This window comes from Providencia sp. PROV236 (assembly GCF_033676985.1).
In the GTDB taxonomy this organism is placed as follows: Bacteria; Pseudomonadota; Gammaproteobacteria; order Enterobacterales; family Enterobacteriaceae; genus Providencia; species Providencia manganoxydans.
On record NZ_CP096297.1, the window covers coordinates 1774967 to 1795823 of the forward strand.

Below are 20857 nucleotides of genomic sequence, written 5' to 3' on the forward strand. Positions count from 1 at the left end.
CCTATTAAATTTTACACGCGCCGCCTTCACAATCTGAATCAGCTGACTCAACAACTTCTTCCAGATCACCTTGAACATCTTCCGCGCCATCACGGGTGTTATGGTAGTAAAGTGTTTTCACACCAAACTTATAGGCGAGCAATAAATCTTTTAGCAATTGATTCATTGGTACTTTGCCAGTGGTAAAACGCGTTGGGTCATAGTTAGTATTGGCAGAGATCGACTGATCGATAAATTTCTGCATAATACCGACTAATTGCAAATAGCCGCTGTTTGAAGGCATTTGCCATAATAACTCATAAGCGCCTTTCAGATTCTCATAATCAGGAACAACTTGGCGTAAAATACCATCTTTCGATGCTTTAATACTGATATAACCACGAGGTGGCTCGATACCATTCGTTGCGTTAGAAATCTGTGATGATGTTTCAGATGGCATCAACGCAGACAATGTTGAGTTACGCAGGCCATATTGTTGAATATCTTTACGCAATGTTTCCCAATCAAAATGTAGAGGTTCATTGGTCAGTTTATCCAACTCTTTTTTATAGGTATCGATTGGTAAAATACCTTGTGAATAAGTGGTTTCATTGAACCAAGGGCAAGCCCCTTGTTCTTTTGCCAGCTCGTTAGAGGCTTTCAATAGATAATATTGAATGGCTTCAAACGTTTTATGTGTCAAATTATTGGCACTGCCATCAGAATAGCGCACGCCATGCTTAGCTAAATAATAAGCATAGTTGATAACGCCAATACCTAACGTACGACGACCCATTGCACCTTTTTTCGCAGCAATGATCGGGTAGTCTTGATAATCTAATAACGCATCCAGAGCACGTACAGCCAATACTGCCAGCTCTTCTAATTCGTCAAGGCTATCAATCGCGCCTAAGTTAAAGGCAGATAGCGTACAGAGCGCAATTTCGCCTTCTTCATCATTGATGTTATTCAATGGCTTAGTTGGTAATGCAATTTCTAAACAAAGGTTAGATTGACGTACCGGTGCCACTTGAGGATCAAATGGGCTATGCGTATTACAATGGTCTACGTTTTGAATATAGATACGGCCAGTTGAGGCGCGTTCTTGCATCATCAATGAAAACAGTTCAACCGCTTTGACGCTAGTTTTACGGATAGTTTCATCTTGCTCATAAGTCACATATAAGCGCTCAAATTCATCTTGATCAGCAAAGAATGCATCATATAGTCCCGGTACATCTGATGGGCTAAACAGAGTGATGTCTTGGTTTTTGATCAAACGCTCATACATTAGCTTGTTGATTTGAACACCGTAATCCATATGGCGTACACGGTTACCTTCAACACCACGGTTATTTTTCAGGACTAATAAGCTTTCAACTTCCAAATGCCACAGTGGATAGAACAGTGTCGCTGCACCGCCACGAACACCACCTTGCGAGCACGATTTAACCGCTGTTTGGAAATGCTTATAGAAAGGAATACAACCTGTGTGGAATGCTTCACCACCACGAATTGGGCTGCCTAGCGCACGGATACGGCCTGCGTTAACACCGATCCCAGCACGTTGTGAAACATACTTAACAATCGCACTTGAGGTTGCGTTAATTGAATCTAGGCTATCGCCACATTCAATCAGTACACAAGAGCTGAATTGGCGAGTAGGAGTACGTACACCAGCCATAATAGGGGTTGGCAATGAGATTTTAAATGTTGATGCCGCATCATAGAAACGACGAATATAGTCAAGGCGTGTTTCTTTCGGATAATGTGAAAACAGGCATGCCGCAACTAAAATATACAGGAATTGCGCGCTTTCATAAATTTCACCCGTAACACGGTTCTGAACCAAGTACTTACCTTCAAGTTGTTTGACGGCAGCATAGGAGAAATTCATATCACGCCAATGGTCAATAAAACCATCCATTTGCTCGAACTCTGCTTGTGAGTAGTCTTCCAGCAAATGCTTATCATATTTGCCCATTTCAACTAGGCGTTTGACGTGTTTATACAGTGTTGGCGGTTCAAATTGACCGTACGCTTTTTTACGCAAGTTGAAAATAGCAAGACGCGCGGCAAGGTACTGATAATCAGGGGTATCACCAGTAATCAGGTCTGCTGCTGCTTTGATCATGGTTTCATGAATATCGGAGGTTCTAATTCCATCATAAAACTGAATCTGTGAACGTAACTCCACCTGTGAAACAGATACGTTACTTAGGCCCTCAGCGGCCCAGGTTATTACCTTGTGGATTTTATCGAGATCAATGCGTTCTTTATGTCCATCACGTTTTGTGACTAACAGACTCTGGTTCATGAGCAAGTACACCTTGGTTGGCCTACAAATAGAAATAGCACATCCCTAACAATAAAAAAACTCATGGTGTGACCCTATGAGGCTTGTAGTGTTAGAACTGAATTACATACTATATGTAGTGGTTTGTTGATTTTACAATAACAAGATAATGTTAATGTACATTTTTAGCAAGTGCACAAATCTGAGTCTTCTGTGGATAACTTTTGGGATAAAAAAAATCACCATGTCGGTAAGCTGCACTAGAAAAGGAATTCTATTAATCGAAGCTCGATACATGGTGATAAAAATAAATTTTGTAAATGGAGTTTGTTTGCTGGTTTCTTAAACGCAACGCTTGCTATTTATTCGCTGACAGTATGCAACATATAATTGACGTCTACATTCGGTCCTAAATAGAATTTATCCTTCAAAGGGTTGTAATGTAACCCAATGATATGATTGTCTTTTAGTTGCGTGTTATCAACCCAGCCAATGAGTTCAGAAGGACGGATGAATTTCTTCGCATCATGGGTTCCTTTTGGCACCATTTTCATTACATATTCAGCCCCAACAACCGCCATTAGCCATGCTTTTTTGTTGCGGTTAATCGTGGAAAAAATGACATGCCCACCGGGTTTGACTAATTTAGCGCAAGCACGAACGACAGACTCAGGATCTGGAACATGCTCAAGCATCTCCATACAGGTGACTACATCATAGGCTTGTGGATATTTATCGGCATGTTGTTCAACGGTCTCTTGAACATATTCAACAGGGATCCCCGATTCTAATGAATGTAATCGAGCGACCATCAATGGTTCTGCACCCATATCAAGGCCTGTGACATTTGCACCTTCACGCGCCATGCTTTCCGATAAAATTCCACCACCACAACCCACATCCAACACTTTTTTACCAAACAAACCATCGACACGCTGCATGATATAGCCAAGACGCAGTGGATTGATACGATGAAGTGGTGCAAATTCGCCTTCTAAATCCCACCAGCGAGAAGCAATAGCTTCAAATTTTTCAATTTCCTGTTGGTCGACGTTTTGATAGCTTGGGGTTGATGTCTCATTCATGAGTGGAGCTCCTGTTTCTAGATAGCTGTCCGAACGTTATACTCACCATATTCAATTTGTAGCACTTCGTGGCACGTTGAATTATTTAGAGTATAAAATAGGCATTTATTGGTACCATAAACGGTTTTTTGTTGCTCTTACGCAATAAACTCGATGCTTGCGGACACATAAGGATATTTTTCGGCTATTATACATGGCTTGAAAGACAAATACTCACTTCTCATTTTTTTTATTAAATTGGCGAATTGTGGTATAGTTCTAAACCTTTGAATCCGAAGTTATGAGGGACAGTGGTTCCATGAGCGACATTGCCAGAGAAATCACACCGGTCAATATCGAAGAAGAGCTGAAGAGTTCGTATTTGGATTATGCGATGTCCGTTATTGTCGGTCGCGCACTTCCAGATGTTCGAGATGGACTGAAGCCAGTACACCGCAGAGTTTTATTTGCGATGAATGTATTGGGAAATGATTGGAATAAACCCTATAAAAAATCTGCCCGTATAGTCGGGGACGTTATCGGTAAATACCATCCACATGGTGATATCGCTGTTTACGAGACAATTGTTCGTCTTGCTCAGCCTTTCTCTATGCGTTATATGTTGGTAGATGGTCAGGGGAACTTTGGTTCAGTTGACGGAGACTCCGCAGCTGCGATGCGTTATACGGAAATCCGTATGGCGAAAATTGCCCATGAAATGTTGGCGGATCTTGAAAAAGAAACCGTTGATTTCGTCCCAAACTATGATGGTACTGAGCAAATCCCAGAAGTGATGCCGACGAAAATCCCTAACCTTTTGGTTAACGGATCGTCAGGTATTGCCGTGGGTATGGCAACTAACATTCCTCCACATAATTTAGGAGAAGTGATCAGCGGTTGCCTAGCTTACATTGAAGATGAAAATATCAGCATCGAAGGTCTCATGGAACACATTCCTGGGCCTGATTTCCCTACGGCTGCCATCATTAATGGTCGTCGTGGCATTATCGATGCTTATCGAACAGGTCGCGGTAAAGTTTATATTCGTGCTCGTGCCGAAGTCGAAGTTGACGAAAAAAATGGTCGCGAAACTATTATTGTCAATGAAATCCCTTATCAGGTAAACAAAGCACGCCTGATTGAAAAAATCGCCGAGCTAGTTAAAGAAAAACGTGTCGAAGGCATCAGCGCACTGCGTGACGAGTCTGATAAAGATGGTATGCGCATTGTGATTGAAGTTAAGCGTGATGCGGTGGGTGAGGTTGTACTTAACAATCTATACTCATTGACTCAGCTACAAGTGTCTTTTGGTATCAACATGGTTGCTTTACATCAAGGCCAACCTAAGATCCTTAACTTAAAAGACATTATTGCTGCTTTTGTCCGTCACCGTCGCGAAGTGGTCACTCGTCGTACCATTTTCGAACTACGCAAAGCACGTGATCGTGCGCATATCCTCGAAGCATTAGCGGTTGCACTAGCAAACATTGACCCAATTATTGAATTGATCCGTCAAGCACCTACACCAGCGGAAGCGAAAGCTGGATTAGTTGCACGTCCTTGGGATCTGGGCAATGTTGCTGCAATGTTAGAGCGTGCTGGTGATGATGCTGCTCGTCCTGAATGGCTTGAAGAACAGTTTGGGGTTCATGATGGTAAGTACTATCTAACAGAACAACAAGCGCAGGCAATTTTGGATTTGCGTTTGCAAAAACTAACAGGGCTTGAGCATGAAAAACTGCTAGAAGAGTATCGTGACCTTCTGAAACAAATTGAAGAGTTACTGTTTATTCTACGTAGCCCAGAGCGTCTGATGGAAGTGATCCGCGAAGAGTTAGAAGCGATTCGTGATATATATAATGATGCCCGCCGCACTGAAATCACAGAGAATACAGCTGATATCAATATCGAAGACTTGATTAGCCAAGAAGATGTTGTTGTGACGTTATCTCACCAAGGCTATGTGAAATATCAACCATTGTCTGATTACGAAGCTCAGCGCCGTGGTGGTAAAGGTAAATCCGCTGCCCGTATCAAAGAAGAAGATTTCATTGAGCGTTTACTGGTGGCGAACACCCATGACACTATTTTATGTTTCTCAAGTCGTGGTCGTCTCTATTGGATGAAGGTTTATCAATTACCAGAAGCTAGCCGTGGTGCTCGAGGTCGACCAATCGTCAACTTGCTGCCTCTTGAGCAGGATGAGCGTATCACCGCTATTTTACCTGTTCGCGAATATGAAGAGGGTTATTATGTCTTTATGGCAACCGCTAGCGGTACTGTGAAGAAAACGCCTCTGCAAGACTTTAGCCGCCCAAGAAGCGCCGGTATTATTGCCGTTAATCTTAATGAAGGCGATGAACTCATTGGTGTTGATTTAACTAATGGTTCAAACGAAGTCATGCTGTTCTCTGCTCAAGGTAAAGTTGTACGTTTTGCTGAAGATGCGGTTCGCCCTATGGGTCGTACAGCAACCGGGGTTCGTGGTATTCGTTTAGTCGATGAAGACAAAGTCGTTTCACTGATCATTCCACGAGGTGAAGGCCATATTCTGACAGTCACTGAAAATGGTTATGGTAAACGTACTGCGGAGCAAGAGTACCCAACAAAATCACGTGCAACTCAAGGTGTTATCTCTATTAAGGTGAGTGAGCGTAATGGTAATGTGGTTGGTGCTATCCAAGTTGATGAAACTGACCAAATTATGATGATCACTGACGCGGGTACATTGGTTCGTACACGCGTGGCTGAGGTAAGTGTCGTTGGTCGTAATACTCAAGGGGTTACCCTGATTAGAACGGCAGAAGACGAGAAAGTTGTTGGTCTACAACGTGTCGCAGAAACAGAGGATGATGAAACTTCTGATGAAGAAGGGGGAGATGAAACCTCTAGCAACGATGTAGATGCTAACACATCTGAGTAAGTTATCAGGTTATTAGCTTACAATTAACGGGCGGCTATTTTGGCGCCCGTTTTGCTATCTACTATCAGCCTCTTTAACAGTTATCGCTTTTTGTAAGTTGTATCAGGTATACTTTAAATTATTCGAGGTGCAGCTAGGCGACAAGTGAATGAGTCGCTAGGAGCCTACAAAAGTAGATGACTGGCGTGAATGTGCGGCGTCACCATACCTCAACGCAAAGCGCTGCAACTTGGAGCACGACGAGTATACTCAATAACAGTGATATAGCCCCTATTTAGGATAAAGATTGAGATATTTACCATCATTTAGGACATCATTAAGGTTATCCCGTGATTTATTCCGCATCCTAGGCTTAATGCTATGGGGAATGGGTGTTTTTATCACTTTATTCTTTCTCTACACTCAGTTTAATGAAAGCAAATCTGATATCCGCCAGCAGTTTTATTCAGGCTTTGAAAATATGCAGGCGTTTATTTTACAAACCGGCACAACATTGCGGTCAATCCAGTTTATGACTGAGCAGCATGAAGATAAGTTAGAAAGCCAACCAGACTTCGTCAGATTGCCAGCAACAGGTTCTTACTCACTGTATCCACTATCATCTGAAGCAAATTGCGAATATTTTAAAACGCAAACCAGTGCTTATTTAACGGCATTTGAGCAGCTGATCTATTTTTGGAAAGACAGTATTGCGGCTCCGCAAGGGCTCAATCATATTTATGTAATTGGCTCTAAAAGCTACTGTATGATGGATTATCCTATCCGTACAACGGTATCAGATATTGAGGTACTCAAAAAAATTGGTTATGAAAATGTTCGTTCTTATCAAAGCTTAAGGTTACAAGGTCAGGAACGTAGTTTATATACGATTGTCCATGGCGTTCAAACCGATACGGGGCAGCTGTATCTTATTCAACCTATCTATTCAGAAGGTAAGCTTTTAGGGTTTATTGGTTTAGAAAGAACGATCAATTTAAACCAATTTAATCCGCGGTATAACAAATCAATTGAAGCTGTAGTGGTAAATGCTTATAACCAGCCTGTTTTGTATTATCCTTCAGATTCGAATCCTAAAAACTCAAGTTTACTATCAATAACAGAACCAAGTTTTTTTGGTTTTAACTCAGATTACTCAAAGCTGATATTCAAAAAACGTCTAACGCCATCATTGATGACGGTAATTTATGCTGTACCAACCATTGAGATATTGTCTGAGCTTAAAGTTACCATATTTTATAGCACGATTATTAATATATTTACCGGCTGTTTGATCTTTTCTTTGATCTGGTTGCTTGAAAAGAAAATGTTAGTTCCAGCAGCAAACACGGCTATTCGACTTGAAGAACATGAACAGTTTAACCATAAAATCGTCGCTTCAGCACCTGTTGGTATCATTATTTTACGCTTGAGTGATGGTGGGAATATTTTAAGTAATGAACTGGCTCATGATTATTTTCGTTTATTAAGCGAAGATGATAAACAACGGATACTGACTATCATTCGTCAAAAATCAAGTAACTATATTGATGTAGTGACGAGTAGCAGCACCCATTTACAAATTAGCTTTGTCAATTCACGCTATCAAAATGAAGATGTCGCAATTTGTGTTTTGATTGACATTAGCATACGTGTGCAAATGGAAAAATCACTACAAGATGTCGCTGATGCCGCAGAACAAGCCAACCATGCTAAATCTATGTTTTTAGCGACGGTGAGCCATGAATTAAGAACACCATTGTATGGGATTATTGGTAATATCGAATTATTACAACGACTTGAATTATCTGATAAAGCGAATAGCCTTGTCACGACAATGGACAACTCATCATCGCTGTTATTGCAAATAATCAGTGATATATTAGATTTTTCAAAAATAGAATCCAAACAGTTGAAGATCGAAAAAAAGTTATTCAACTGCCGCGATGTATTTGCTTTTGTTTTGGCGAACTACTTACCGCTCATTGCTAAGAAACGTATTGCACTATATTCCTACATTGAACCTGATGTACCTGATTTATTATTTAATGATACAGTACGCTTACAGCAGGTGATCTCAAATATTATCAATAATAGTATTAAATTCACAGACTCAGGATTTGTCGTATTTTATGTATGGCGTGATCAAAATTACTTAAAAATTGAAGTCAAAGATTCAGGGATAGGCATGTCCCATGCAGTTGTTTTGCAATTATTTGATCCATTCTTTCAAGTTTATGACCAAAACAATGTAGGGCATAAAGGAACAGGTTTAGGGCTAGCGATTTGTGAAAAACTGATTAATTTAATGGATGGCGATATCGAAGTTAATTCACAAACAGGCTTAGGAAGTTCATTTATCGTCCGAATTCCCCTTTATGGACAAAAATATGTTGAGCACAATATTCCTGAATATCGTCTGAGTTACCGTATAGCGATTGTCTGTCAAAACAGCTTTTTAGCCAATTTTTTAGCTAGATTGCTCAAACATAGCCATTTCATGGTATTTATTGACGATGAAATTGATAAAACAGCCGGTTATGATTTAGTGATCACCGATAACCAAGAGTCGCATGGGGTCAAAGGTAAAAATGAGATCCAGTTATGCAACCTATATGTTGGTGATTTGCGCGAGATTTCAATAAATAAGTGGTTGTACAATACTTATCAAAATGAAAAATTACCTTTTGTTATCGATAAGATTATTTCAAAAGTGGCATTAGGGAATGTACAGAAAGAAGAAACCAATAAAGTAAACTCACATGAAATCGATGTTTCGCTATGCTCTTATCAAGTATTGATAGTGGACGATCATCCAATTAATCGAGTTTTATTGAGTGACCAAATTTCCAATATTGGTTTTAACACTTGTACTGCGGTAGATGGCCTTGATGCACTGAAATACATAGAAAATCATTCTGTTGATATCGTATTGACAGACGTGAACATGCCAAATATGGATGGTTATGAGTTAGCTAAAGCGCTACGAAAGTCTGGGCATACAATACCCATTATTGCTTTGACGGCGAATGCGATGGCAGAAGAAAAACAGCGTTGTATTGATGCGGGTATGGATGAGTGCTTATCTAAGCCAACAAAGATTACGGTGTTAAAAGAGACTTTACTGAGATGTATTTCTAACTAATGTTAAGCTTAGAAAGAGAAAAACCCGTGCAACCGGGTTTTTCGCCACTATTCATAATACATCAATCCATTAATCGGAAGATGAATTATCGATGCTGACAGAAGACAGGTAGTTGAGCAAGGCGATATCATTATCGACACCGAGCTTCAACATGGCTGATTTCTTTTGACTACTGATTGTTTTGATACTGCGATTTAACTTTTTAGCGATTTCTGTTACCAAGAAGCCTTCTGCAAACAAACGTAATACTTCACTTTCTTTAGGTGATAAACGTTTGTCTCCATAGCCACTTGCATTCACTTTTTCTAGCAGTTTACTCACACTCTCTGGGGTGAATTTTTTACCCTTTTGTAATGCGGCTAATGCTTTAGGTAAGTCAGCAGGTGCACCTTGCTTTAGTACGATCCCTTCAATATCCAATTCAAGAATAGCACTTAAAATCGCAGGGTTATTGTTCATTGTTAGAACAATGACAGAAAGATCAGGGTAGTGACGCTTAATATATTTAATCAACGTAATACCATCACCGTACTTATCGCCTGGCATTGATAAATCAGTGACTAAAACGTCAGCGTTTAAACGTGCTAAGTTATTAATTAAAGATGTAGAGTCTTCAAATTCACCAACGATATTGACCCATTCAATCTGTTCGAGTGATTTTCTGATACCGAAAAGAACAATAGGATGATCATCGGCAACAATGACATTTAGGTTATTCATATTATTGGTTACCTTCTGGCATTAGTCTTCTCACTGAGATATCCAGTTCTCTAATGCAATTACTTATTTTCAAGCTGTTTTCTTCTGCTATGTATAGTTCCAAATCTTCACAAAGTTTATGAAGGAACCTAAAATCCAGCATAGCAAAAACTCCTTTTAAACGATGTGCTGTGTTTTTCAATTCGGTTAAATCCTCAACACTTTCGCTATTATACAGTTTATTAATATCTATCGGTACTGTCGTGATGAACAAATCCTTATAATCGCTATTTGATAAAATATTTTGATAAGTGTGTAGTATGTTTTCTATTGAATTATCAGAAGCTGGTGCATGATCGTAATCGGAAAATGATATGCTACCAGAGTGATCTAAACTATTGCTTCCAGATTCTGAGTATTCAATTAGCAAAGATATAGCATCAATCAGCTCATCTGCAAAGTTATAGTTTACTTCAAGGTTGCGCGATGTGACTGAGTTGACACCTGAAGCCGTTCCTGAAATTTTTATTAGGTTCTTAAATGTACTGTCATCATTATCTGTTATCAATAAATCCCAATCAGTATGAGGCGAACTTTCATGCAATTCTAGAAAAATGGCACCATAATTAGTTAGGATATTTCTAACAATGCGGGATGCATCAAGATTGTGAATATCTAGACGTATATGAACATCTTCCAGTAAGGTCGGATAGTTTTTCTCTATTAATGCCGTTTTTATGGGTAGGGTGATTTGGTAATGAGAACCAATAGCAGAACTACTATTAATTGTAAAATTACCGCCCATCTTTTTACTGATTGCCCTACACAAGTAAAAAGTCACCCCTGAACGTGCAAATTGAGAGGAGTTTAATACTTGACCAGAGAATGGGTGCTGCAAGTTACTCAATTCTTGGTTAGTTAAACCATTCCCACTATCTTTGATATCAATCACAATACTTTTTATATCTTCTTGATAATTAAGGGTGACAGATACTTTGCCAAATGCTGTGGTATCAATTGAGTAATCCAGAACTAGCTGTAATAAATGTTCAAGACAGCTTGTATCTAAACTGAATAATGAGTCAGGATTAATATTATTATGAAAGTAAAGAGACAGCCCTTTATGTTTTAACTTCCCAAGGCTTTTTTTTAAAAATTGGCTCACTAGCAAAGAGACTGAAACTTTATCTAACTGTAATTTACCCGTTGAAGATTCAATTGAATTTAATAAATTAATGTTATTAAACCAACGATTAATATAGCCTGTTTGCAGCAGAATAGTCTCAATAAATTCTTGCTTAGTCGTTTCAGATGCATGAAGTAGCCCTTCAACAGCTTTATTTAGCTCATTCAGTGATGGCTGAATTTCAGACTGCATATTTTCAAAAACGACTTTTCTGAGCTGAATATTCTTTTTATATTCACGATTAGCAAGTTCTTGGCGCCGTTGAGTTAACACCTCCTTATCTTTATCAATGATAATAAAGAGATAGGTGTCTTCCAGCATAGTGATATGGACTAAAACAACTTCATAAATATTATTCTCAATCGAAACTTGGATCATATCATGGTTGTTGATTGCTAATTCCTTAATATGATTGAGATCCATTGAAGAAAGCAGGGGATTAACCACACTATTACTTAGGAGTTTTTTGTTGCTGGCGAAATCATAAACCAAAATACCATAACTAATATTATTAATAATATCGTGATTGAGATTATCTTTGAGATTTAGCTCGTGTAGCATAGCGGAGTTGGGTGAAATGATGCGTTTACGGATGAAAATACTGGTAGAAAGCACCAATACTATAATCACTAACATGCAGACTAATAGCCAGAGATTATAGCCAATCACACCAACGACTAAATCTTTTAGGGGAACTTTATAATAAATTTGATAATTACTGCCTTCGATTTGATGAGAAAAGACGAGGCTCGTGCCACGTGTTTCAACATCTTCGCTTTTGCTGGTATCAATATTACGTGGTGAGATAGATAAATAATCACCTTTTAAGTTAAAAGGTAAGATTGAATTTATTGAAATGTCAAAAGAGATCACGCTAGTGAGCTGACCCGGTGAATTGAACATCAAGCGATACGTGTAATAATAAATATTATCTGGTGTTAACTTTTGTAGATTAGAAACAATCTCTCTTCTATCCAGTAAAGTTGACTGCGTTAACATATCAGTGCGTTTTTCTTCCGCAGTTAATGTCAAATAGCTTTCTTTATAGCGTAACTCTGGTTTTAAAATTGAATGTGTAGTGACTAAAACTAATGTGTTATCTGAGCCGTTAAGAAAATACATTGAGTTATATTCATTTCGAGCCCCCCAAACAATCTCCATATAATCAGCAAGTTTACTGGCAAGTTGAGTATTTTTGGGCTTATCGCTGCCAAACAAAATAGCATCAATAGTTTGATTCGCACTACTTAACCAAAATACGTCATGACGGATCTTGGTGGTATGGGATGGCGAGTTTGCTGCATAGGAAGGGGGGGATTCACTTGATTTTTCATTAACTAGCTTATAAATCAAATTGGCTTGATAGCGATAATCTTCTAATTGATAAGCTAACTGCTTCGCCATGGTGTTTAAAGCGGCTTGTCGGCTAAGTAACCATGAATTATAGGAGTTAAATAGCGATAGTGAGAGCATCACCACCAGTAAGAGGATAAAGAGATAGAATAGACGTGTAAGCCGTGTTGTTTTTATTAATGATTGTCTGTACATATTCTGGTGGACGTTCCTGTCGGCAAAAAGATATTAATTGATTAAAAATCATACGCCTATAAAGGTTTAATGCACCTATTTTGCACAGATATTAACACTTTTGCTATGTAATAGAGAACAATTGAATGAAGATTAGCCAAACGGAACAAAAAAATCAATTTTTTTACTTTCAGGGGTAGACAAGCTGAGCTGATTCCTCCATAATCGCGCCCCATGGAGAGATGGCCGAGCGGTCGAAGGCAGCGGTCTTGAAAACCGCCGATGGGAAACCATCCTAGAGTTCGAATCTCTATCTCTCCGCCATATTCGCCGGCTTAGCTCAGTTGGTAGAGCAACTGACTTGTAATCAGTAGGTCACCAGTTCGACTCCGGTAGCCGGCACCAAATAAGAACCCGCTACATTTCATAGATGTAGCGGGTTTTTTCTTTTTATTTATGTGCATAATGACAATGCTCTAAGTAGTGGTTGTGCCATATTTGTGTCATCGTGTGACATTAGTTCGTTGATCTTCATAACATGTTCAGTTAGATGATCCGGTGCTAAATGAGCATACCTTCTCACCATTTCTATTGAACACCATCCTCCCATTTCTCGAAGTGCAGATAATGAAGTTCCGGACTGAGCAAGCCAACTCGCTCAAGTATGCTTTAAGTCATGAAATCAAAAGTTTTCAATACCTTTTTAGTGATATTATTGGCGGATAATCAAAAGGTAGCAACTAATCTAAATATTTCAAGCGTGGATTTAATCAATGTTACAGCTTCTTTCTTTATAAGCTATCGCAATCATACAGCATCAAAAGTGGCAGAAGGGTAAATCCAAAGCAGGCTGTAAAAACCTAAAAAATTAATACGAAATGAACAATGTACGATATTCAACTGTAAAAAATTGTATTTGTTAATGTTCAGTAAAAAGGCCTATGTTTCAATATGGTTTAACGTAACGATGCAATCACTGGATGACATATGAAAAATTATAGCTTAGTAGCCACTGGTATATTATCAGTATCTTTTTTATTCGGTGCTTCAATGGCGAATGCAAAAAGTCCAATAGAGCAGTGTTATGAGTCAACCGAAGGGCAAGCAAGAACAGCTGTTCAATCATGTTTAAGTGGTATGCTTAATGATTCAGAAAAATTATTAAATGAAGCATACGTAAAAAATAAAGCTGAGTTAGAAAGTGTTGATTCTGTATTAACTAAACAGGCACTGAAATCTTTGGAAGACTCAAAAAAAAGTTTTCAAAAATTCAGAGAAGAAGAGTGTCAGCGGCGTTCAGATGCAATGATGGGGGGCTCTGGTTCTGGTGATGAATTATTGTCTTGTAAAATAGAGATTAACAACTGGCAAGCCAAAAACTTAAGATTGTAATTTAAATTCCAACCTTCCGGAGTTTTGGTGCGTTTACATATTCTAAATAATGGAATAACTGATATCTGGGATCATAATGTGAAGTAAAACAATCAAACGTCATCATAAAAGCGGCTTAAATCTAAATCATATGATTTGTATATTGATGAGAAAGACCCTGGGCATTTTATCTTTATTGAAGAGTGGCCAGATAGACCCGCATTGGATAAACACTACGCTTTGGATTATTTTCAGCGACTGGTACCTATGATCAATCAACACAAAAAGTCTGAACCAAAGTTTATATTGATGGATACTACTGTTAGTTGACAGCCGTATCCATAACAGTGGGGTTAACTGAATGGTTTTTTTAGTTTCTGTTTCTTACTGATAAATCGCCACACTTCAGGTGAATACAAAATAAGCGCAACTAAGAAAAATCCAAGAATGCAAAATTTGTTGAATCCACTAAATAAGACAATAATACCTGCAACAATCATGAGCATGGTACGCCATTTAAAGATGGATAATATATCTGCAATAGCAGAAAAAAATGATTCTAGAAATTCGAACATACAATTCCCTTTTTTAGAAGGGTAATGATACAAGATTAAGTGAAATTTTAATAGTCATCAGTTAATGAGATGCACTTTTATCTCTGTATTTGATTAATTTCCTTATCAAATTTAAAACAGTAAGTATTCCATAATAAAAAAATATTCCTAGCCACTTGAAAAGGCTGTTAGTGGAACAAGAGAATAATAATGTGGCTTTTATCACTCCAAATGCAGATATGTGTGTTTGTACTGATATTACAAGTGTTGCCAAAGAGTATCCTGCTTTATGGTTAGTTATGCTATTGAATAGAGATAACCGGCATATAATAGTCTCTATAAAGAATGGGCAATAGTGAATATACAGTCCTAATTTGATATACACTCTTTATGTTCTGAAGCTTATGCAAAAGCTTGCTTGCTAGAATATGGTTTAATATTTATGTAAGTGTTAAAGATAGATCACATAACTATTGATTATTTAGAAGACTCCATTTATGTTGAAGTTAAAACTGAACTAAGGAGCTAAAAATGAAAGATCCTCATAATATTGCAGAATGGGCGAAAGTTAGAGAAACCTCAATTGAAATTGCTCAGGCTATCTTTGAACTGGCAAATAATGATGAAGTTTTGGCGGAACAGATATGGGAAGAAGGATCTGATGAAGTTTTGCCATTAGCTTTTTCAAAAACAAAGGCAGATAGATTGTTTTGGGGAGAAGAAACGATCGAACGGCAAAATGTTTGAATGATACTGTTTGCCCCACATACAAGTATGTAGGGCATTTTTAATTATTGATTGGTTGTTTTTGAGTTTCTATACCATAAAATAAAATGTAGTAATCCCATTGCCCCGTGACCAATAATGTAAGCTTCGATTAAGCCTGTTAGCGTTTTATGAATATTTTTGGCTTCATTGGCAAATGTTGAGTCTTGTAGCCATAGAATAAACCAGGTGATCCCGGATAATACAACTAAGGCTAAAGCACCTAAACCTAATCCTTGTATGGAGGTTGCTAGCCCTTTTGGTGAGCTATCGGGTAATTTAAACTTGATAAGCATTTTAATGTCATCATTTATCTGGGAAAACTCTCCCCATAAATAAGGGAAATAGTAACGTAATCCACGGTTAGAGAAACAGATGGTAATTAAAAATGCAGTAAAAAAAAGTAAACTAATTCCCACGATAATATGTAGCCAAGTAAAATAAAATATGTAGCCACTCGTTGGGATATAACCTGTATTTGAAACATCCATCCAATTACTAATAATGATTTGTGTTATCACTAACAAAAGGATGAACATATGCAATATTCTGACTGTGTGTGTTTGATACAAGCCAAAGAATTTCCAAACTGATTTTAGTGGACACATAATGACTCTCGATTAACAAAAAAATTTTTATCTTTGTAATCTTTTTCATACAAACAATCAATGAATTTATTATGATGATAAAAATAAGAATAAATAAGTTAATTAAGAATGATAGCTATAATCATTTGCCATTATAACTAACTCGCTATAATTTATAATAGCGAGTTAAATCAAAAAATCATGAATAGAATGTTTGTTATGTAAATTATAATTTAAATATATTCTTCATCCATAAGTTTATATTTTTCTCTTTGAATTTGCATGTAGCAAAAGTTGGCTCGGTGCTCACACCATATTTGATTACGATAAACGCGTGAGAGTCGATTAGCTTGTGACCATGCCTTTGAAGCTTCAAAGTATTTACCTGAACGTTCTAAACGAATAGCATCTCGAGCAGCACGATAGTAAAGTGGGCCGTCATTGTTTTGAGTTAACATATAGTCTCCAATATTACAGATAGAGATACTCACCTATTTTAAATTGTGGCGTTAAGGTATGATGATGCGAAATATTAACGCCTACATGTGCTTAGCGATTTGTTCGCTTGCTACTTAGCAGTACCTCGAATTATGTATAGTTCGATTTAAAAAAGAGTTTATTGGTTATTTAGTAATGTTTTCGCAATAGAGATAACTTCAGGTAAATTCTCTACCGAAACTTGCCCTAATTTTTTAGCATTAAATTGATTTAAAATTCCAACGGCTTCATTACGCAAGCCATTTTTAGCAAGTTGTAATATTAATTGTTCTGCTTGTGAAAATAATATTTGAGGATCTGTTTTTTTAGGTTGATTCGCTGTGATTTTTTTCGATTCGATAAGTGAAAGGGCATATTCACAACGTTCGGCAATGCCATTTAAATTTGTCCAATTTGCGAGTACTTCGATACATAAATTATGCACTGCCATATTCGGTAATAGAGTAACAGGCTCTAAATTGGCTAATGTCATATACAATGCATTTATTTGGGGGAGTTGCTCAATATTGTCTCCTTGAATAGCGGCTATTATTTTTTCCATATGTTGCTGGCTAATTTGCTCAAAATCACCTTTAAATAATACTGCCAGTGCAACAATTTGTTTAAGATCTAATGAATCTATATCGATATTTGCTGATATGTTGACTTGGTTTTCTATAACAGATTGTTTTTTCTGCATATTAAAATCAATCATTGATTCGAGGTTATGAGCAGGTGCGGAGTGTTGGGACTGTAAAAGTGTGATCAGCTGACGTAATGCAAGCGTATTTTCTTTGATAGCTTGTTTGAGCTCCATGACAATCTCCTATTACTATATAAATTGTATCTATGGAGGTGATAATACTATAAAAATAGTAAATGTAAACTATAAATGTAGTAATTGTTTTATTTTATACTTATCTAATTGTTTTAGGAAAGGAAACTGAGCAGGAGCACCTTGTTTCCTTACCTATTACCCGCAAGGAAACAAGAAGTAATGAGAAGAGCGTTATCTTTTACGGCGATAAATTCGATGTTCAACCATAACGCCAATCAGTGATATTTGATAGTCGTGGCTATTGAGTGTTGGATAATCAGGGTTTAGTGGAACAAGCTCAAACTCGCCTGTGCCAATGCCTGTTGGACGATACTTCTTGAATGTACCTTGGTTGCCACCGTTTTTAGCAAAAACAAATTCGCCTGGATTAGGCCATATCTCAGTATCAATGACCACAATATCGCCTTCTTTAAACTCAGGTGTCATGCTGTCGCCTTCAACCCGTAAAGCAAATGCGTTCGCACTGATGTCATCATCAACTAATATATATTCAAAATTTCCTTCGTAGTCCGTTATTGGATTTGCATCCTTGAATAGCCCAGCTTGTACGTAGCTAAGAAGTGGGACACGACGGGAGTTGACTTCGGACATAGGCATGATGCTTTTACCGTTTAGTAACCACTCCGGATGAGATTGAAGTGCCTTTGCGATTTCGATGATGTTTCTAGGTTTCTTTGTTCGACCATTTTCAATCGACTCAACTGATTGCTGGCTAATACCCGCGCGTTCAGCGAGTTCTGTTTGTGTTAGGTTTAATTCTTGCCGGCGTTGCCGGATCCTACTAGCCAAAGACATAGGGTAACCCTCGTTAAAATAATGAAAATTCTCTTACTACTCATAATACAATTTTTATTGTATTTGACAAACAAATATCATGGTAGTTAAATACAATCAATATTGTTAAAACGATTTGTTCGAAAAATGACCTTAAATTGGCAAGTAGCGGGTTGTTAAAGATGAGTGATGCAGAGAGGCCCTTTAAATGATGAATAGAAATATACAGCAAATTTTATCCTACTGGGGAGGTTGGTCGTGTGGGGAACATTATGCTTCGATAGGCTGGTCATCTGTTGCGGCGGGCTTTCGTGATTTAGTGTCATATACAAAAAACAATAGACCAATGTGTAGTGATGAAGATGGTTTGGTCATTGATTTATGCGTCTCTAAATTAGGTTTGGTCGGTATGGAAAGGGAGCGTAGCTATATTGAAGAGTTTTATGTTAAAGGGCATTCAAAGAGAGCAATTGGACGTAAATATAAAATTCGTGAAGGCGAAATCCGCGAAAGGATCCAAATCGCAGAAAGTTTTATTTTAGGGTGCCTAGAAACATTAAATATTCAACTAGATATTGATGTTATCTGCAAACAACCATTATCACAATCAGACAAACTAGTGCGCGCGCAAAAATGGCTTTAATCTGCTAAAACTGAAATTAACATGATAAATATAAAGCTCCTTTGATAAGGGGCTTTTTTCGTATTGGAAGCGTGCTTTTCACTAATAGAAAGCTAACCGCTGATTGAGCCCCATTTTTATTATCTAAAAAAGAGATTGGTGCGCGCGCAAAAATGGCGTTAATCTGCTAAAACTGAAATTAATATGATAAATATAAAGCTCCTTGATAAGGGGCTTTTTTCGTATTGCAAGCGCGCGTTTTACTAATAGAAAGGTAACCGCTAATTGAGTCTAGTTTTTATTATCTAAAAAAGAGGTTGGTGCGCGCGCAAAAATGGCGTTAATCTGCTAACATTGAAATTGATTAACCAATATAAGGCTCCTTTAAAAGGGGCTTTTTTAGTATTGGAAGTGTATTTTTCATTAATAGAAAGGTAACTGCTAATTGAGTCCAGTTTCTATTATCTAAAAAAGAGATTGGTGCGCGCGCAAAAATGCCGCTAATCTGCTAAAACTGAAATTTATGAATAACATTTAAATATGTTATGTATATCTTATTTAATATCGACTAAATGAAAGTCATTGATAAAAATTGATGGTTTATCAGGAGATTATTGTCTTGCTAACAATCACTGAAAATCTAGATTAAATTTATCAAAGAGTTAGATTAGTCAAACTTATATGCAAAATAATATTTTAAAGTGAATGTATGTATGCCTGATAAATATGAATGGTGGGGATCTGTTTTTCGATGGCTACAATCCTATTTACCTTTTATTGGTGGTTTTACTTTTGCTGCGTTAGTAGCTTATATCCGAGAACGCCAACAAGGTATGTTATGGAAGCAGTCTTTAGGTGAAGCACTAATGTGTGGTCTACTCAGTGTTGGGACTATCCGTTTTCTTGAATGGTGGTTAGCGCAGAGTGGCAATACAGAGGCTTGGGATTTGTTAGCTGAATTTTGTGGGGTTGTTGTGGGTTTTTTAGGAACGAAGAAACTCTATAGTCTTATTGAACTCATTATACAATTTATAAAAAAACGATTTGGAGTTTAATTATGAGTAAATTTTTATTGAGTCGACGTAGTGAAGAAAATCTACGCGGCGTACATCCTGATTTAGTTAAAGTTGTGCGTCGTGCTTTAGAATTATCTAATGTTGATTTTATGGTTATTGAAGGTAAACGTAATGAAGCTCGCCAAAGGCAGTTGTTTGCCAGTGGAAAAAGTAAAACCATGAACAGTCGTCATTTAACAGGACATGCTATTGATTGCGCTCCTATTATTAACCGCGAAATACCGTGGGATGATTGGTCTAAATTTGCACAAGTTGCTGTGGCTATGAAAAAAGCGGCTGAAGAATTAAAAGTGGATATCGAATGGGGTGGTGATTGGGTTAATTTTAAAGATGGACCTCATTTTCAATTATCACACCAAGCTTATCCTGCATGATTTATGAAAAAACTATTTATGACAAGTAGTCTTATATTGAGTTTTTGGTTATGGTGGGTAATTAATGATTATGAAAAACTAACGCAAAAATATACTTTATTAAATCATCAGTTATTAGTTCAGCAGTTTATATTTGATATTAATTTAAAACTTTCATCAAAGATTAATGACATTGCAAACCACAATCTTTTACAAAAAGAGGCCGCGATTATTTATTCTGAAAGGAATAAACAAATTATTAAAGAAACGTTTTTCCATAATGAGTGTGCTACTCAGCTTGTGCCTAGTGATGCTGCTAACCGGCTGCGCCAACACTCACAAAGAATATATTCAAATACCTCAAGTCAGTATCCCTGATTATTTATTCAATGATTGCTTACCGCCTATTATTCCAAGTGAACTCACTTGGGGAGAGTCATTATTACTTAATCAGACATTATTAACTGTTATCGAGTTATGTAATTTAGATAAAAAAGCGCTCAAGTTAATTGAACAACAGCGACAAACATTAAGTAATATCCAACTCCCAAATAAAAAGTAAATTGAGGGATTAGTTAAAAGGCTATCTATTCACATGATGAGATAGGCGATTTCGTACGTCTGTGACTTGGCCATTATTGGAAT

At 37.5% G+C, this 20857-nt stretch carries 18 protein-coding genes, 2 tRNA genes and 2 pseudogenes; 12 read left to right on the forward strand and 10 right to left on the reverse strand.

All coding sequences use genetic code 11. The annotated features are described in order from the left end of the window. Nucleotides 1-4: 4 nt before the first annotated feature. Entirely contained in the window at nt 5-2296 is a 2292-nt protein-coding gene (nrdA, locus tag M1E96_RS07675) for a class 1a ribonucleoside-diphosphate reductase subunit alpha (RefSeq protein WP_070929252.1), read from the reverse strand. A 341-nt stretch (nt 2297-2637) separates the two neighbouring features. After that, a complete protein-coding gene (gene ubiG, locus M1E96_RS07680) occupies nt 2638-3360 on the reverse strand; it encodes a bifunctional 2-polyprenyl-6-hydroxyphenol methylase/3-demethylubiquinol 3-O-methyltransferase UbiG (RefSeq protein ID WP_070929253.1) in 723 nt (240 codons plus the stop codon). A gap of 298 nt (nt 3361-3658) precedes the next feature. Between ubiG and gyrA the strand changes: the two genes are divergently transcribed. Next, nucleotides 3659-6262 carry a DNA topoisomerase (ATP-hydrolyzing) subunit A gene (gene gyrA / locus M1E96_RS07685; RefSeq protein WP_369427452.1) on the forward strand — a complete coding sequence of 868 codons (2604 nt, stop codon included), beginning with the start codon at nt 3659-3661 and terminating at the stop codon, nt 6260-6262. Between the two features lie 286 nt (nt 6263-6548). Then, nucleotides 6549-9383 carry a two-component system sensor histidine kinase RcsC gene (rcsC, locus tag M1E96_RS07690; RefSeq protein WP_272579951.1) on the forward strand — a complete coding sequence of 945 codons (2835 nt, stop codon included), beginning with the start codon at nt 6549-6551 and terminating at the stop codon, nt 9381-9383. Nucleotides 9384-9452: 69 nt separating this feature from the next. Here rcsC and rcsB read toward each other — a convergent pair whose 3' ends face one another. After that, nucleotides 9453-10103: a response regulator transcription factor RcsB gene (rcsB, locus tag M1E96_RS07695; RefSeq protein WP_070929256.1), complete on the reverse strand. Its 651-nt coding sequence runs from the start codon at nt 10101-10103 to the stop codon at nt 9453-9455. A 1-nt stretch (nt 10104) separates the two neighbouring features. Further along, on the reverse strand, nt 10105-12816 hold the full coding sequence (rcsD, locus tag M1E96_RS07700) for a phosphotransferase RcsD (RefSeq protein ID WP_319066609.1): 2712 nt from the start codon (nt 12814-12816) through the stop codon (nt 10105-10107). Nucleotides 12817-13031: 215 nt separating this feature from the next. On the opposite strand from rcsD, the gene M1E96_RS07705 reads away from it, so the two are divergent. Both M1E96_RS07705 and M1E96_RS07710 read left to right on the forward strand, forming a co-directional pair. Further along, nucleotides 13032-13119: transfer RNA gene (locus tag M1E96_RS07705), tRNA-Ser, on the forward strand. 5 nt (nt 13120-13124) lie between these two features. Further along, nucleotides 13125-13200, forward strand: a tRNA-Thr gene (locus M1E96_RS07710). 49 nt (nt 13201-13249) lie between these two features. Here the strand turns inward: M1E96_RS07710 and M1E96_RS07715 are convergent. After that, a pseudogene (locus M1E96_RS07715) lies at nt 13250-13495 on the reverse strand (tyrosine-type recombinase/integrase); the annotation flags it as partial. Between M1E96_RS07715 and M1E96_RS07720 the strand changes: the two are divergent. The 3 genes and pseudogenes from M1E96_RS07720 to M1E96_RS07730 form a co-directional block, all read left to right on the forward strand. Continuing rightward, nucleotides 13472-13633 (forward strand): hypothetical protein, encoded by a 162-nt coding sequence (locus M1E96_RS07720; RefSeq protein WP_272579965.1) that lies wholly within the window; start codon nt 13472-13474, stop codon nt 13631-13633. The pseudogene M1E96_RS07715 and the gene M1E96_RS07720 sit on opposite strands and share 24 nt — an antisense overlap. Nucleotides 13634-13782: 149 nt before the next feature. After that, complete coding sequence (gene umoC / locus M1E96_RS07725; protein ID WP_272579954.1) at nt 13783-14187, forward strand: lysozyme inhibitor LprI family protein; 405 nt, start codon at nt 13783-13785, stop codon at nt 14185-14187. A 126-nt stretch (nt 14188-14313) separates the two neighbouring features. Further along, a pseudogene (locus tag M1E96_RS07730) lies at nt 14314-14496 on the forward strand (putative quinol monooxygenase); the annotation flags it as partial. A 23-nt stretch (nt 14497-14519) separates the two neighbouring features. Here the strand turns inward: M1E96_RS07730 and M1E96_RS07735 are convergent. Then, nucleotides 14520-14741 (reverse strand): hypothetical protein, encoded by a 222-nt coding sequence (locus M1E96_RS07735; protein WP_272579955.1) that lies wholly within the window; start codon nt 14739-14741, stop codon nt 14520-14522. Between the two features lie 510 nt (nt 14742-15251). Between M1E96_RS07735 and M1E96_RS07740 the strand changes: the two genes are divergently transcribed. Next, nucleotides 15252-15467: a YccJ family protein gene (locus tag M1E96_RS07740; protein WP_070929261.1), complete on the forward strand. Its 216-nt coding sequence runs from the start codon at nt 15252-15254 to the stop codon at nt 15465-15467. Between the two features lie 44 nt (nt 15468-15511). Here the strand turns inward: M1E96_RS07740 and M1E96_RS07745 are convergent, their stop codons facing one another. The 4 genes from M1E96_RS07745 to M1E96_RS07760 form a co-directional block, all read right to left on the reverse strand. Further along, entirely contained in the window at nt 15512-16093 is a 582-nt protein-coding gene (locus tag M1E96_RS07745; RefSeq protein WP_272579956.1) for a cytochrome b/b6 domain-containing protein, read from the reverse strand. Between the two features lie 212 nt (nt 16094-16305). Beyond that, a complete protein-coding gene (locus tag M1E96_RS07750) occupies nt 16306-16530 on the reverse strand; it encodes an ANR family transcriptional regulator (RefSeq protein WP_070929263.1) in 225 nt (74 codons plus the stop codon). A 158-nt stretch (nt 16531-16688) separates the two neighbouring features. After that, nucleotides 16689-17366, reverse strand: a complete 678-nt coding sequence (locus tag M1E96_RS07755; RefSeq protein ID WP_272579957.1) for a hypothetical protein — start codon at nt 17364-17366, stop codon at nt 16689-16691. Nucleotides 17367-17558: 192 nt separating this feature from the next. Next, nucleotides 17559-18182, reverse strand: coding sequence for a LexA family transcriptional regulator (locus tag M1E96_RS07760; RefSeq protein ID WP_070929264.1), 624 nt, complete (start codon nt 18180-18182; stop codon nt 17559-17561). 187 nt (nt 18183-18369) lie between these two features. On the opposite strand from M1E96_RS07760, the gene M1E96_RS07765 reads away from it, so the two are divergent. The 4 genes from M1E96_RS07765 to M1E96_RS07780 all read left to right on the forward strand — a co-directional run bounded on the left by M1E96_RS07765 (nt 18370) and on the right by M1E96_RS07780 (nt 20774). Then, nucleotides 18370-18804 carry an antiterminator Q family protein gene (locus tag M1E96_RS07765; protein ID WP_349485285.1) on the forward strand — a complete coding sequence of 145 codons (435 nt, stop codon included), beginning with the start codon at nt 18370-18372 and terminating at the stop codon, nt 18802-18804. Nucleotides 18805-19496: 692 nt separating this feature from the next. Next, nucleotides 19497-19838 carry a phage holin family protein gene (locus M1E96_RS07770; protein WP_272579966.1) on the forward strand — a complete coding sequence of 114 codons (342 nt, stop codon included), beginning with the start codon at nt 19497-19499 and terminating at the stop codon, nt 19836-19838. Between the two features lie 2 nt (nt 19839-19840). Further along, nucleotides 19841-20233, forward strand: coding sequence for a M15 family metallopeptidase (locus M1E96_RS07775; protein ID WP_272579967.1), 393 nt, complete (start codon nt 19841-19843; stop codon nt 20231-20233). 259 nt (nt 20234-20492) lie between these two features. After that, complete coding sequence (locus M1E96_RS07780; protein ID WP_233445743.1) at nt 20493-20774, forward strand: peptidase; 282 nt, start codon at nt 20493-20495, stop codon at nt 20772-20774. Nucleotides 20775-20857 lie beyond the last annotated feature (83 nt).

Coding starts and splice junctions, on each gene's coding strand:
- nrdA (WP_070929252.1), bottom strand. CDS start 2,296: ATGAACCAGAGTCTGTTAGTCACAAAACGTGATGGACATAAAGAACGC.
- ubiG (WP_070929253.1), bottom strand. CDS start 3,360: ATGAATGAGACATCAACCCCAAGCTATCAAAACGTCGACCAACAGGAA.
- gyrA (WP_369427452.1), top strand. CDS start 3,659: ATGAGCGACATTGCCAGAGAAATCACACCGGTCAATATCGAAGAAGAG.
- rcsB (WP_070929256.1), bottom strand. CDS start 10,103: ATGAATAACCTAAATGTCATTGTTGCCGATGATCATCCTATTGTTCTT.
- rcsD (WP_319066609.1), bottom strand. CDS start 12,816: ATGTACAGACAATCATTAATAAAAACAACACGGCTTACACGTCTATTC.
- M1E96_RS07720 (WP_272579965.1), top strand. CDS start 13,472: ATGAAATCAAAAGTTTTCAATACCTTTTTAGTGATATTATTGGCGGAT.
- umoC (WP_272579954.1), top strand. CDS start 13,783: ATGAAAAATTATAGCTTAGTAGCCACTGGTATATTATCAGTATCTTTT.
- M1E96_RS07735 (WP_272579955.1), bottom strand. CDS start 14,741: ATGTTCGAATTTCTAGAATCATTTTTTTCTGCTATTGCAGATATATTA.
- M1E96_RS07740 (WP_070929261.1), top strand. CDS start 15,252: ATGAAAGATCCTCATAATATTGCAGAATGGGCGAAAGTTAGAGAAACC.
- M1E96_RS07745 (WP_272579956.1), bottom strand. CDS start 16,093: ATGTGTCCACTAAAATCAGTTTGGAAATTCTTTGGCTTGTATCAAACA.
- M1E96_RS07750 (WP_070929263.1), bottom strand. CDS start 16,530: ATGTTAACTCAAAACAATGACGGCCCACTTTACTATCGTGCTGCTCGA.
- M1E96_RS07755 (WP_272579957.1), bottom strand. CDS start 17,366: ATGGAGCTCAAACAAGCTATCAAAGAAAATACGCTTGCATTACGTCAG.
- M1E96_RS07760 (WP_070929264.1), bottom strand. CDS start 18,182: ATGTCTTTGGCTAGTAGGATCCGGCAACGCCGGCAAGAATTAAACCTA.
- M1E96_RS07765 (WP_349485285.1), top strand. CDS start 18,370: ATGATGAATAGAAATATACAGCAAATTTTATCCTACTGGGGAGGTTGG.
- M1E96_RS07770 (WP_272579966.1), top strand. CDS start 19,497: ATGCCTGATAAATATGAATGGTGGGGATCTGTTTTTCGATGGCTACAA.
- M1E96_RS07775 (WP_272579967.1), top strand. CDS start 19,841: ATGAGTAAATTTTTATTGAGTCGACGTAGTGAAGAAAATCTACGCGGC.
- M1E96_RS07780 (WP_233445743.1), top strand. CDS start 20,493: ATGAGTGTGCTACTCAGCTTGTGCCTAGTGATGCTGCTAACCGGCTGC.